This window comes from Microbacterium sp. NPDC091662, assembly GCF_044756705.1.
In the GTDB taxonomy this organism is placed as follows: Bacteria; Actinomycetota; Actinomycetes; order Actinomycetales; family Microbacteriaceae; genus Microbacterium.
The window spans coordinates 546,191-558,223 of sequence record NZ_JBIVTM010000001.1 but is presented as its reverse complement, the minus strand read 5'-3'; the positions used below and the strand labels follow the sequence as shown (position 1 = coordinate 558,223).

Here is a 12,033-nt window from a genome sequence, read left to right as displayed (position 1 = left end):
GGCCGGCGGAAGGTCAGTGGAGGAGAACGAGGATCGCGGCCACGACGATGAACAGGGCGCCGAAGACGGTGTTGAGGATGCGCTGCCCGCGTGCGGTGCGCGTGAGACGACGGAACGGGCGTGCGGCCGCAGCGAAGAACCCCCACATCACGATCACGTCGACGACGATCACGGTGGCGATGAGCGTGAGGTACTGGGGGAGCGGCGGCTCGTCCAGCCTGACGAACTGCGGGATGAACGCCAGGAAGAAGACGATCGCCTTCGGGTTCAGGAGATTGACCCAGAAGCCGCGGCGGATCATCGACCAGTGGCTCTCACGGGTGTCGATCGGCACGGGAGCGTCGTCCACCACGACGGCGGGTTTCGTGAGGATGAGGCGGATCCCGAGGAACACCAGATAGGCCGCTCCGGCATAGCGGATGCCGTTGAACAGCACTTCCGAGCGAGATACCAGGAGCCCGACCCCGGCGGCCACGACGGCCACATGAACGATCAACGCGATCTGCTGACCGACGATGCCCCAGATCGAGCGCCGCCAGCCCTGATTCATGGCGTTGGACATCGTGTTGATCGCGCCGGCCCCCGGCGTGAAGCTGATCACGACGGACGCGGTCAGCAACGAGAACCAGACCGCGAGCGACACCTCGTCAGTCTAGGGCGTCGGGGAGGGGCGCTGGTCGGGGGCAGACGCGAAGAAGGCCCGAACCTTGCGATTCGGGCCTTCCTCAGGAGGGTGAGTAACGGGACTCGAACCCGCGACATCCGGCACCACAAGCCAGCGCTCTACCAGCTGAGCTATACCCACCATGTGCCCACCGGAGCGGGCAACCATACGAGTCTATTACATGTTCGGAGTGAACTCGGACACCGTGCGCGAAGCGATCTCACGAGCCTCGTCGCTGGAAGGTCCCGGCTCTTCGACGAACACCGCCTCTCGGTAGTAGCGGAGCTCTCTGATCGACTCGAGGATATCGGCGAGGGCACGGTGACCCCCGTCTTTGGGTGGAGCCTGGAAGAACACCCTCGGGTACCAGCGACGCGAGAGTTCCTTGATGCTCGAGACGTCGACATTCCGATAGTGCAGCCACTGATCCACCTGCGGCATGTACTTCGCCAGGAACATGCGGTCGGTGCCGATCGTGTTGCCGGCGAGAGGCGCCTTGCGCTCGAGCGGCACGAAGCGCTTGATGTAGGCCAGAGTCTGAGACTCGGCTTCTTCCAGCGAGATGCCCCCGGGTATCTCTTCGATGAGGCCCGATGTCTCGTGCATCTTCGTGACGAAATCGTTCATGTGCCCGAGAGCGGTTTCGCTGGGACGTATCACCACCTGAAATCCCGGATCGATGGGGTGGAGCTCGAAGTCGGTGACGACGACGGCGATCTCGACGAGTTCATCGACGGCGAGATCGAGGCCCGTCATCTCGCAGTCGATCCATACGAGACGGTCATTCTCGGACGCAGATACCATGTCGCCATACTATCGACGGGTCCGACATCGCCGACCGGAGCGTGCCTCGTGAATCGTCTGCGCGACCGCGATACTCTAGATCTGTGCGCCTCCGTAGCTCAGGGGATAGAGCAGGAGCCTTCTAATCTCTTGGTCGCAGGTTCGAATCCTGCCGGGGGCACTCCACAGGTTCGGCGATCGCCGAGTGCGATGCCTTTCGGAACGACCCCCGCGCTTCGCGGGCTGCGGCAGTCGTCAGGAATAGCGCAGCACCGCGACGGCGTCATCCGCACGCCAGAACTCGCCGACGACTCGAAACACGCCGGTCGCCAGATGCAGCCGCTCGGCGCGGTACCGGAGCCCGAGGGGGTCAGCGACGATGCGCAGATGACCGAGGACATGCTCTCTCTGGTCCTGGACCCGCCAGAGGTGATCGGCCGCGCGGACGAGATGCTCGCGCGCAGAAGAGAGTCGGGGGGTGGCGAAGGGGACTTCGGGGAGGGAGGTGATCAAGTTGTCGGACATCGGTGCTCCTTTCGTGATTCGAAGATATGACCGACCACCGACATTCGATCTCGCTTTCGCCCGACCCTCATCGGGGGTTTCTCTCCACAGACGAGATCTGGCTCGCTCTCTCCACCGTCTTCGTGTTCCGGGCTCCCCGCCTCCGCCGTGGTCATCCACGCTGGAGAGACCGGAAGGGATCCGGGGGATGAAAGGAAGAGCAACATGATCGACACGCTGACCATCGTGGGAAGAGTCGCCACCGACCCGACGCAGGTCCAGACCGCGGGAGGAGTGCCGGTCACGAACTTTCGTCTCGCCAGCACGCATCGACGATTCGACTCCGCCACCCAGGCATGGACGGACTCGGGGACCAACTGGTTCTCGGTGGCAGCGTTCCGGCAGCTCGGCGAGAACGCCAAGGCCTCCCTGCGGACGGGTGACGCCGTGATCGTGACCGGACGCCTGAAGATCCGCAGCTGGGAGAGCAACGGCAAACACGGCACCAGCGTCGACATCGAAGCTGAGGCGATCGGTCATGATCTGCGGTGGGGCACCACGGCGTATCGACCGCAGCCACGTCCACAGGCCGGAACCACGGACGCGAACCTGGAATCTCCGGAAGATCACACTGCGGAGGGAGGGAGCGAACCACCCGCCGCAGAGACGGCGTCCATGTCGCTCGACCTCGCTTGGGCGGAGCCGACATCGAGCGTGACGGCGGGAGGATGACGGGTCGGCTCCACAGGTCGTGAGTGCGCGGCCGGCTGGTCCGCGCCGGGACGGGAAGGCAGGCGACGTAGACTCGGCACGTGTTTCGTCGATCGGTCTCCTCACCGGCGCGTGCAGCCGGCATCCTGGCGGTCACGGCCGTCACCGCCCTTCTGCTCTCGGGTTGCACTCCGGGCCCTGCGCCCTCGGTGTCTCCGTCGAGCTCGCCATCTGCGGATGCGGAACCGACGACGCCCGCTGCGCCCGTGCTCGTGCCCGACGGCAGCGCAGAAGACAACCTGCCGGTGTTCACCGCGACCGCGGAAGGCATCTGGGCGACGGAACAGCGCGGTTCGGGCCGTGCTTACATCGACGCGCTGATCGGTGCGGGGTTCGATCGGGAGTCGATGCAGGTGACTCAGGACCAGACCACGGTCGGCAACCCTGCAGAGAGTCTGCAGTTCTCCGTGCGCTGGGGGCAAGACGAGTGCCTCGTCGGCCAGGTCGGCCCATCCACCGGGCAGGTCGTCACGGCGGTGCTCCCGCAACTCGCCGAGGGCAGATGCCTCATCGGCACCACACGTCCGATCGACTGGTGACGCGCCAGAGGGCCGGTAGGCTGGAGTGTCGATCTTCGACGCCAACAGAAGGAGCGGTTTTCGGTGGCTGAGTACATCTACTCGATGGTTCGTGCGCGCAAGGCAGTGGGCGAGAAGCTCATCCTCGACGACGTGACCATGGCGTTCCTCCCCGGGGCCAAGATCGGCATGGTCGGTCCTAACGGCGCGGGAAAGTCGACCATCCTCAAGATCATGGCGGGTCTCGACACTCCGTCGAACGGTGAGGCGAAGCTCTCGCCGGGGTTCACTGTCGGCATCCTGATGCAGGAGCCGGAGCTCGACGAGACGAAGACCGTTCTCGAGAACATCCAGGACGGCATCGCGATCAAGGCGAAGCTCGACCGCTTCAACGAGATCTCGGCGCTCATGGCCGACCCCGATGCCGACTTCGACGCGCTTCTCGCCGAGATGGGCTCGCTCCAGGAAGAGATCGACGCGGCCGACGGCTGGGATCTCGACTCGCAGCTCGACCAGGCCATGGACGCACTCCGCACCCCGCCGGGAGACGCGGCGATCGCTCCTCTCTCCGGTGGCGAGAAGCGTCGAGTGGCGCTGGCGAAGCTGCTCCTCCAGAAGCCCGACCTCCTGCTCCTCGACGAGCCGACCAACCACCTCGACGCCGAGAGCGTGCTGTGGCTCGAGCAGCACCTGCAGGCCTACAAGGGTGCCGTGATCGCGATCACCCACGACCGGTACTTCCTCGACCACGTGGCCGAGTGGATCGCCGAGGTCGACCGCGGTCGCCTGATCGGCTACGAGGGCAACTACTCGACCTACCTGGAGAAGAAGGGCGAACGCCTTGAGATCCAGGGAAAAAAGGACGCCAAGCTTGCCAAGCGCCTCAAGGAGGAGCTGGAGTGGGTGCGCTCGAGCGCGAAGGGCCGCCAGACCAAGTCGAAGGCGCGTCTCGCCCGCTACGAGGAGATGGCATCCGAGGCAGAGCGCACCAGGAAGCTGGACTTCGAAGAGATCCAGATCCCTGCCGGTCCTCGCCTGGGAAGCGTGGTCATCGAGGCCAAGAATCTCAAGAAGGGCTTCGATGGGCGCTCGCTCATCGACGGGCTGAGCTTCAGCCTGCCGCCGAACGGCATCGTCGGCGTCATCGGTCCGAACGGTGTGGGAAAGACGACGCTGTTCAAGACCATCGTGGGCCTCGAGCCGCTGGACGGCGGAGATCTGAAGATCGGTGAGACGGTAAAGATCAGCTACGTCGACCAGTCGCGCTCCAATATCGACCCGAACAAGACGCTGTGGGAGGTCGTCTCCGACGGTCTCGACTACATCACCGTCGGCAAGACCGAGATCCCGTCCAGGGCGTACGTCTCGAAGTTCGGCTTCAAGGGGCCGGACCAGCAGAAGAAGGCCGGGGTGCTCTCCGGTGGTGAGCGCAACCGCCTGAACCTCGCGTTGACTCTCAAGGAGGGTGGCAACCTGCTGCTCCTCGACGAGCCGACGAACGACCTCGACGTCGAAACCCTCAGCTCGCTCGAGAACGCACTGCTCGAGTTCCCCGGTTGCGCCGTGGTCATCACCCACGACCGGTGGTTCCTCGACCGCATCGCCACGCACATCCTCGCCTACGAGGGCACCGACGAGAAGCCCGACCAGTGGTACTGGTTCGAGGGCAACTTCGAGGCGTACGAAGAGAACAAGATCGAACGCCTCGGAGCAGACGCGGCCAAGCCGCATCGCTCGACGCACCGCAAGCTGACGCGCGACTGAGCATCTCGTGACCGCGACGCCGGGGCCCCGCCTGCACATCCCGATCCAGCTCCGCTGGGGAGATCTGGATGCGTTCAACCACGTCAACAACACCTCGATGCTGAAGCTTCTCGAGGAGGCTCGCGTGCGAGCATTCTGGCGTGCGGGCCCCGGCGAAGAGGCGCCGTCCACTGCGGTACTCGACTCGGGTATCGACGAGGGGATCCTCACCCTGATCGCGCGCCAGGAGATCGAGTACCTCGCACCCGTGCCCTATCAGCGACGTCCTCTCGAAGTGCAGATGTGGTTCGGCAAGCTCGGCGGATCCAGCGTCGAGGTCTGCTACGAAGTGCACAACGACCCCACGGCGGAGCCTCGTCAGATCTACGCGCGTTCGACGGCGATCATCGTGCTCGTCGATGCGAAGACGGGGCGCCCCACCCGACTCACGCAGGAGATGCGCGACGCGTGGGAGCCGTACGTCGGCGAATCGATCGAGTACAGCCACCGCTGAGGCTGCACGCACCGCTCCCCGGGGAGATGGTCCGACGCCGCTCCGACGGCGCGGGAGTGCCCGGGCCCCGGCGCCAGGGGCGACGGGGTCAGCCCTGGTCGTCGGGCACCCGGATCATGATCTCCTGGGCGACGCTTGCCACGAGCACACCGTCGCGGGTGAAGATCCGCCCGGTGGCGAGCCCTCGGCCGCCGCGGGCGTTGGGCGACTCCTGCACGTAGAGCAGCCACTCGTCGACGCGTGCAGGTCGATGCCACCACATCGCGTGATCGAGACTCGCGACCTTGAGGCCGGGGAGCGCCCAGTAGACCCCGTGCGCACGAAGAATCGATTCCTGGATCGTCATATCGCTGAGGTACGCAAGCGCGGCCCGGTGCAGACGCTGGTCATCGGGAAGCGGCGCGCGAAGGCGCATCCACACGGCCTGCTGCGGGGTGCGGGTGTCACCGCTCGGCAGATACAGCGGCGAATCGAGGTGGCGGATGTCGGCCGCACGTTCGCTCAGCATCCGAACGGTGCCCTCCGGGAGTCCGCTCACGCGATCCTCGTCCGGGGCGAGCGTCTCCGGCGCGGGGATGCCTTCGGGCATCGACGCCGCGTGCTCGACGCCGGGATCTGCATCCTGGAACGAGGCGATCATCGAGAAGATGGGTACCCCGTTCTGGTATGCCTGGGCGCGGCGCGTGGAGAAGGAGCGCCCGTCGTGGATCCGATCGACCGAGATCGTGAGCCCGTGGCTCGCATCGCCGGGGCGCAGGAAGTAGCCGTGCATGGAGTGCACCGCTCGGTCCTCAGGAAGGGTGCGTTCGGCGGCGAGGAGCGCCTGGGCGAGGACCTGTCCGCCGTAGATCCGCCCGCTCGGCATCGGGTGTGAGGAACCGGTGAAGATGTCCTCCGTTGTCCGTGCCTGGGTCGAATCGAGATCGAGTACCTCGAGCAGACGCTCGACGGTCTGGGTGGCGTGGTCTTCCGCGCTCATGGGTTCCTCTCCGCGCCCGGGGCGCCGCTCCGTTGGTAGTTTAGAACGCGTGCCGCATCACCTTCTCCTCGCCGACGCCGACACTGCGAAGGACGTTCTGACGTTCGTGGGTCGAGCCGTCAGAATCACCGACGAAGGGGTACGGCTGCAGGCGTCGGGGGGAGTGCTCGCTCTCACGACCGCCGCGCTTGCTCCTCACGGACTGTTCGATCAGACGCCGACGATCCTCGCGATGCGCATCGTCCACGCCGACCCCGAACTCGAGTGCGATGTCGTCGTCGACCAACTCACTCAGACCGATGTGCTCGAGCGCCTCACGCTCCCGGATACGGGCCTCTCTCCTGCCTGGGCCGGTATCGCTCCACCTCGCGGAGCGTGGGAGCCGACAGCCGTTCTCGACGCCTCGGTGATCGCCCAACGAGCGCAGTGGGGCATTTCCGCCGTGGCCCGCGGCGCGACCCCCGGCGCCGGGGAAGAAGCCGTGCGTGCGCTGCGTGCCGCGATCTGGGGAGAGCCGGACGACGACCTCGACGGGCTCCCGAGAGGTGTCGCCTTCGCTGCGGATGCGATGGGCTTCATCTCCGGCGAGGAGCAGGTATCGGTGACCCGCTCTGGTCGATGGACACGACTGGCCTTCCGACGCGGCCACGTGCTCTCCCGTGGACCGGTCGCCTCGGGACTCACGAGCGTGCGTCACACGGGCTCAGCCGTCTGAACCGCCGCACGCCTTCGCCTCCGCAACGGAGCGGGCACGACCCGCAGCGCGACGAGCCTGCTCACGAGAGCACTGATCCCACCCAGCACCAGCACGAGCCCGAGGACATCGAGAAGCGGGAACAGCCACAGGTCGATCACCCAGTACTTTCCATCGACGGCGCCTCCGAGCAATCCCGGAGTGAGCGGGACGAACACGCCGGCGACGATCACGAGCGTCAGGGGGATCGAACGAAGCCAGATCCGCGGTCTCCGTGCGGCTCGTCGCCGCACCGCCCATCGCGGAGCCCGGAGTGTGGCCACCAGGAGAAGGATCAGCGCGAGACCGGCGAGGGCCGACAAGATCCCGTTCACGATGTTCAGCTGATTCTCGTACGGCTTCGGCGCCACCCCGTCGGCACCGGCGATCAGGTTCTGCACCAGCTCGCCGGGGGAGCCGACGCTGTTGGTCAGCACTACCGCTGCGCGGCCCGTCTCGGGCACGAATGCCATCGCACCCGTGAACGTGGCCAATGTACCGCCGTGAGAAACGTAACCGGGGGCGTCGCCGCCGTCCGGGGCGGTGCGCTGCCAGCCGAGGGCGTATGAGCCGGCACCGGGTTGCGCGGCATGGAGTTCATCGAGCAGAGCACGGTCCAGGACGCTCGCCCCGACCTCTCCCTGCTGGAAACGGAGCCACCGCACCATGTCGGTGAGCGTCGACACCACGCCGCCGTTCCCTCCGCAGCGTCCTGGCATCTCCGGCATGACGTAAGCGAGTCCGAGCACGACGGAGAAGCCGGGCGCGAGCCGATCGACGGCCTGATCGCAGGCATCGACGCTCCGTGAATCGCGCATGCCGAGAGGGACGAAGAGGCGCTGTCGGAGGAAGTCGCGCAGCGACACACCGGAGACGACCTCGATGATGCGGGCTGCGATCGAATAGTTCGTGTTGTGATACTCGAATCGCGCGCCGGGGTCGGCCACCAGTTGCCGGTCTCCGAGTTCCGCCACGACCGCCTCAGTCGACCGCGGGGCGGGAAGCGCGAACTCGTCGTTGGTCCGCAGCGACAGCCCCGAAGTGTGGGAGAGCAGCTGGCGTATCGTGATGTCCTCGTGTCGCTCATCACGCATCGTGAACTCGGGCAATCGGTCGATTACGCGGTCGTCGAGGGTGATCTCCCCCTCCTGGACGAGCAGCATGATCGCCGTCGCGGTCATCGACTTGCTCATCGAGGCGATCCGGAAAGGCGTGTCCGGCGTGATCGCCCGTCCTTCACCGTCGCGCCCACGCACGGTCAGGTCGACCCCTTCATCAGTGAGCACGGCTGCCGCCACACCCGGTGTCGCGAACGCATCCACGTACGCACCTACCGTGCCATCGGAGGGTATCGGTGCGGTCGCGGCGACACCGGGGGCCGCGCTACTCAGGATCAGAGCCGACAGGAGTCCGAGCGTGGTGAGGAGGAGCACGACCCCACAGTAGGAACGAACACGATGCGATTCGAGTGAGGAGCACATCTCTTCGGGTTAGCCCGAACAGGCACGGGGGATGCCCGGAACGCCGTCACAGGGAAAGCAGGAACCGACGTTCTCGGACGGCGACTCAGCCCGAGAGAGCAGCGGCGCGCCCCGCCGTGCGACCGGAGAACAGGCACCCGCCGAGGAACGTGCCTTCCAGCGCTCGGTACCCGTGCACGCCGCCGCCGCCGAAGCCGCTCGCCTCGCCCGCGGCGTAGAGTCCGGGGATCGGCTCTCCGGCCGCGTTCAGAGCGCGGCCTTCGAGGTCGGTGTTGATTCCGCCGAGGGACTTCCGCGTGAGCACGTGCAGCTTCACTGCGACGAGTGGTCCGGCCGCGGGGTCCTGGAGACGGTGCGGTGCAGCGGTGCGGATCAGTCTGTCGCCACGGTAGCTGCGCATCGATCGGAGCATCCCGATCTGCGCGTCCTTCGTGAAGTCGTTCTCCATCTCGCGATCGCGGGCGATCACCTCGCGCCGGACGTTGTCGATGTCGAGGAGCTCGCCGCCCGGGTGTCGCTGCATCTGTTCGAGCAGCGTCTCCAGGTCGTTCTCCACGATGAAGTCCTCGCCCTCGTCGAGGAACGACTGCACCGGCCCGGTGGGTCCCTTGGCGAGGCGCGACTTCACCAGGAGCCCGACGTCCTTGCCGGTGAGATCGGGATTCTGCTCGCTCCCCGAGAGCGCGAACTCCTTCTCGACGATCTGGCGCGACGTGACGAACCACGAATGGTCGTGACCGGTCGTACGCAGATGCTCCAGCGTGCCGAGAGTGTCGAATCCAGGGAACAGGGGCACGGGGAGCCTTTTGCCGGTCGCATCGAGCCAGAGCGAGGAGGGGCCGGGGAGGATGCGGATGCCGTGTGACGGCCATACCGGGTCCCAGTTCGTGATGCCCTCGACGTAGTGCCACATCCGGTCGCCGTTGATCAGTCGGGCACCCGCGGCCTCGCTGACTCCGTGCATCGACCCGTCGACGTAGGCCGGCACGCCGGTGAGCATGTGCTCCGGCGCGGTTCCGAGGCGCGCGGGCCAGGCCGAGCGCACGAGGTCGTGGTTGCCGCCGATCCCGCCCGACGAGACGATCGTCGCCGTCGCAGTGATCTGGAACTCGCCGATGACCTCGCGGGAGGACAGCTCACCGCGCTCCGATCCGCTCGTCGCGAGGATGCTGCCGCGCGCCCCCGTGACCGTCCCGTCGGTGACGAGCAGTTCCGTGACGCGGTGGCGGGGGAGGACCGTGAGTCGTCCCTCCCGTTCACCCTGCTCGACGGCCGCTGCGAACGGTGCCACGATTCCCGGACCGGTGCCCCACGTGATGTGGAAGCGGGGGACGGAGTTGCCGGGACCGATGGCCCCGTACCCGCCGCGCTCCGCCCAACCCACGACGGGGAAGAAGCCGACGCCGCGCTCTCGCAGCCACGCGCGCTTCTCACCGGCAGCGAACTGCAGGTATGCCTCGGCCCAACGACGAGGCCATTCGTCTTCCTGTCGATCGAAGCCGGCATTGCCGAACCAGTCCTGGGTTGCGAGTTCGAGGGAGTCCCTGATGCCGAAGCGCCGCTGCTCGGGGGAGTCGATGAAGAAGAGGCCACCGAAGGACCACCATGCCTGTCCGCCGAGGTTGGTGCGTGGCTCCTGGTCGACGACGATCACGCGTCGACCGCCATCGAGCGCCTCCGCAGCGGCCACGAGACCGGCCAACCCCCATCCGATCACCAGGACGTCTGTGGACAGGGGCGTTGTCGTCATGAGTTCTCCGTTGATTCCTGACGTGAGCGGGTTTCGAGCGTGGGGCGGCCGCCGGGGCCGGCGCCGATGCCGGAAGGCTCGAGTGTGTTCACCATGGCATAGGCGGCGCGCTCCAGGTAGTCCCACAGCGTCGTTTCGTGCAGAGGAGACAACTGTGCCTCGTCCACTGCGGTCCTCATGTGACGAAGCCAACGATCGCGCGCGTCCGCGTCGATGTGGAAAGGCATGTGACGCATGCGGAGTCGAGGATGCCCTCGCGTCTCGCCATAGGTCGTTGGCCCTCCCCAGTACTGCTCGAGGAACATCCGGAGCCGGTCCTCCGCCGGGCCCAGATCCTCTTCGGGGTACATCGGCTTCATCACCGGGTCGAGTGCGACCTCGCGATAGAACACCGAGACGATCTTCCGGAACGTCTCGTGCCCACCGATCTCGTCGTAGAACGTCACTTCTGGCTGCTCCCGTCATCATTCGGCTTCTTGCGGCGCCAGATCCCGCGGTCGGGGATGATCGGCACGCCGGTGACCGCGTTCGGACGGGTCCTGGGCGGGTTGGCGCCGCGCACCCGGCGCGCGCCGTCGAGCCCCGTCGGCACCACATCGACCATCCGGGGTACGCCGATCTCCTTCTCGAGGAGCGCGGCCCGCAGACGGCGACGCAATTCCTGGGCGACGTCGTCCTTCGCGTTGGCGCGGGCTTTGATGACGATGCGCACGACGAGCGCGTCGCCGTCGATGGACTCGAGCCCCCACAACTCCGGCTTCTCGATGATGCGTGTGCGCCACTTCGGGTCTTTCGACAGACCCTGGGCGGTCTCGAGCATGATGTGCTCGACCTGTTCGAGATCGGAGTCGGCCGGCACCCCGATGTCGATGATGGAGCGCGCCCATCCCTGCGACATGTTGCCGATGCGGGTGACCTCGCCGTTGCGCACGTACCAGAGGGTCCCGTTGACGTCGCGTACCTGCGTGATGCGCACGCTGACGTACTCGACCACGCCGCTCGCGAGACCGAGGTCGACCACATCGCCGATCCCGATCTGGTCCTCGGCGACGATGAACATGCCGTTGAGCACATCTTTGACGATGTTCTGGGCGCCGAAACCAAGGCCGGCACCGACGGCCGCAGTCAGGAGGGTCAAGGAACCGAGGAGTGTCGGATTCAGAGCGTTGACGATGAGGACGATCGCGATCACGACCAGCATCACGTTGACGATGTTCTGCAGGATCGTCCCGAGAGTGCGGGTGCGCTGCACCAGCCGCATGTCGGCGAGCGGTGAGCGCTCGAGCGCCTGCGTGTCGTCGACGGATGCCTTGTTCTTGGCGCTGTCGACGATGCGATGCACGACGCGCCGGATGACCAGGCGGAGGATGAGCCCGATCACGATGCAGCTGGCGATGATGAGCGCCACAGTCAGGGCACTCATGCCGATACTTCCGAGCCAGGCGAGCAGCGCCATCACCCAGTCGGGCAGCGGCACGGGTTCAGGCGGAGTGTCTGTCGTGAAGGGGATCATCATCACCCCCGATCCTAGCGATCGGGCCTCTGTGCGGGCTGGGTGGAGGTGGTGCACGAAAACGGAGACCATCTGCCTCA

General features: G+C 66.3%; 13 protein-coding genes and 2 tRNA genes. 6 read left to right on the top strand and 9 right to left on the bottom strand.

The genetic code is table 11. The annotated features are described in order from the left end of the window. Positions 1 to 13 precede the first annotated feature (13 nt). The 3 genes from ACIQLD_RS02760 to orn form a co-directional block, all read right to left on the bottom strand. Positions 14 to 643 (bottom strand): LysE family transporter, encoded by a 630-nt coding sequence (locus tag ACIQLD_RS02760; RefSeq protein ID WP_402604710.1) that lies wholly within the window; start codon positions 641 to 643, stop codon positions 14 to 16. An 89-nt stretch (positions 644 to 732) separates the two neighbouring features. Then, positions 733 to 805 (bottom strand) — tRNA-His (locus tag ACIQLD_RS02755). A gap of 36 nt (positions 806 to 841) precedes the next feature. Next, the gene (gene orn / locus ACIQLD_RS02750; RefSeq protein ID WP_402604708.1) at positions 842 to 1,468 is read right to left on the bottom strand and encodes an oligoribonuclease; all 627 of its coding nucleotides are present in this window, start codon (positions 1,466 to 1,468) and stop codon (positions 842 to 844) included. A gap of 87 nt (positions 1,469 to 1,555) precedes the next feature. On the opposite strand from orn, the gene ACIQLD_RS02745 reads away from it, so the two are divergent. Next, positions 1,556 to 1,628: transfer RNA gene (locus ACIQLD_RS02745), tRNA-Arg, on the top strand. 74 nt (positions 1,629 to 1,702) lie between these two features. Here the strand turns inward: ACIQLD_RS02745 and ACIQLD_RS02740 are convergent. Beyond that, positions 1,703 to 1,972 (bottom strand): hypothetical protein, encoded by a 270-nt coding sequence (locus ACIQLD_RS02740; RefSeq protein WP_402604705.1) that lies wholly within the window; start codon positions 1,970 to 1,972, stop codon positions 1,703 to 1,705. Between the two features lie 204 nt (positions 1,973 to 2,176). Here ACIQLD_RS02740 and ACIQLD_RS02735 point away from each other — a divergent pair, with 204 nt between their 5' ends. The 4 genes from ACIQLD_RS02735 to ACIQLD_RS02720 all read left to right on the top strand — a co-directional run bounded on the left by ACIQLD_RS02735 (position 2,177) and on the right by ACIQLD_RS02720 (position 5,497). Further along, entirely contained in the window at positions 2,177 to 2,683 is a 507-nt protein-coding gene (locus tag ACIQLD_RS02735) for a single-stranded DNA-binding protein (protein WP_402604703.1), read from the top strand. A gap of 80 nt (positions 2,684 to 2,763) precedes the next feature. Continuing rightward, complete coding sequence (locus ACIQLD_RS02730) at positions 2,764 to 3,261, top strand: DUF6993 domain-containing protein (RefSeq protein ID WP_402604701.1); 498 nt, start codon at positions 2,764 to 2,766, stop codon at positions 3,259 to 3,261. 63 nt (positions 3,262 to 3,324) lie between these two features. Continuing rightward, entirely contained in the window at positions 3,325 to 5,004 is a 1,680-nt protein-coding gene (gene ettA, locus ACIQLD_RS02725; protein WP_017830677.1) for an energy-dependent translational throttle protein EttA, read from the top strand. A 7-nt stretch (positions 5,005 to 5,011) separates the two neighbouring features. Further along, positions 5,012 to 5,497: an acyl-CoA thioesterase gene (locus ACIQLD_RS02720; protein ID WP_402604699.1), complete on the top strand. Its 486-nt coding sequence runs from the start codon at positions 5,012 to 5,014 to the stop codon at positions 5,495 to 5,497. Positions 5,498 to 5,585: 88 nt separating this feature from the next. On the opposite strand, the gene ACIQLD_RS02715 is transcribed toward ACIQLD_RS02720, so the two are convergent. After that, complete coding sequence (locus ACIQLD_RS02715) at positions 5,586 to 6,476, bottom strand: acyl-CoA thioesterase (RefSeq protein WP_402604697.1); 891 nt, start codon at positions 6,474 to 6,476, stop codon at positions 5,586 to 5,588. Between the two features lie 49 nt (positions 6,477 to 6,525). On the opposite strand from ACIQLD_RS02715, the gene ACIQLD_RS02710 reads away from it, so the two are divergent. Continuing rightward, entirely contained in the window at positions 6,526 to 7,191 is a 666-nt protein-coding gene (locus ACIQLD_RS02710) for a hypothetical protein (protein ID WP_402604695.1), read from the top strand. Here the strand turns inward: ACIQLD_RS02710 and ACIQLD_RS02705 are convergent. The 4 genes from ACIQLD_RS02705 to ACIQLD_RS02690 all read right to left on the bottom strand — a co-directional run bounded on the left by ACIQLD_RS02705 (position 7,170) and on the right by ACIQLD_RS02690 (position 11,956). Then, positions 7,170 to 8,642 carry a serine hydrolase domain-containing protein gene (locus ACIQLD_RS02705; RefSeq protein ID WP_402604693.1) on the bottom strand — a complete coding sequence of 491 codons (1,473 nt, stop codon included), beginning with the start codon at positions 8,640 to 8,642 and terminating at the stop codon, positions 7,170 to 7,172. The two genes, ACIQLD_RS02710 and ACIQLD_RS02705, sit on opposite strands and share 22 nt — an antisense overlap. 133 nt (positions 8,643 to 8,775) lie before the next feature. Beyond that, complete coding sequence (locus ACIQLD_RS02700; RefSeq protein ID WP_402604691.1) at positions 8,776 to 10,440, bottom strand: FAD-binding dehydrogenase; 1,665 nt, start codon at positions 10,438 to 10,440, stop codon at positions 8,776 to 8,778. Next, a complete protein-coding gene (locus ACIQLD_RS02695) occupies positions 10,437 to 10,886 on the bottom strand; it encodes a globin (RefSeq protein WP_021200519.1) in 450 nt (149 codons plus the stop codon). Before ACIQLD_RS02695 ends, ACIQLD_RS02700 begins: the two co-directional genes overlap by 4 nt. Next, positions 10,883 to 11,956 (bottom strand): mechanosensitive ion channel family protein, encoded by a 1,074-nt coding sequence (locus ACIQLD_RS02690; RefSeq protein WP_402604689.1) that lies wholly within the window; start codon positions 11,954 to 11,956, stop codon positions 10,883 to 10,885. The genes ACIQLD_RS02695 and ACIQLD_RS02690 overlap by 4 nt, the downstream gene beginning before the upstream one ends. Positions 11,957 to 12,033 lie beyond the last annotated feature (77 nt).

Excerpts from the sequence above, each read along its gene's own strand:
- orn (WP_402604708.1), bottom strand. The coding sequence starts at position 1,468 with ATGGTATCTGCGTCCGAGAATGACCGTCTCGTATGGATCGACTGCGAG.
- ACIQLD_RS02740 (WP_402604705.1), bottom strand. The coding sequence starts at position 1,972 with ATGTCCGACAACTTGATCACCTCCCTCCCCGAAGTCCCCTTCGCCACC.
- ACIQLD_RS02735 (WP_402604703.1), top strand. The coding sequence starts at position 2,177 with ATGATCGACACGCTGACCATCGTGGGAAGAGTCGCCACCGACCCGACG.
- ACIQLD_RS02715 (WP_402604697.1), bottom strand. The coding sequence starts at position 6,476 with ATGAGCGCGGAAGACCACGCCACCCAGACCGTCGAGCGTCTGCTCGAG.
- ACIQLD_RS02700 (WP_402604691.1), bottom strand. The coding sequence starts at position 10,440 with ATGACGACAACGCCCCTGTCCACAGACGTCCTGGTGATCGGATGGGGG.
- ACIQLD_RS02690 (WP_402604689.1), bottom strand. The coding sequence starts at position 11,956 with ATGATGATCCCCTTCACGACAGACACTCCGCCTGAACCCGTGCCGCTG.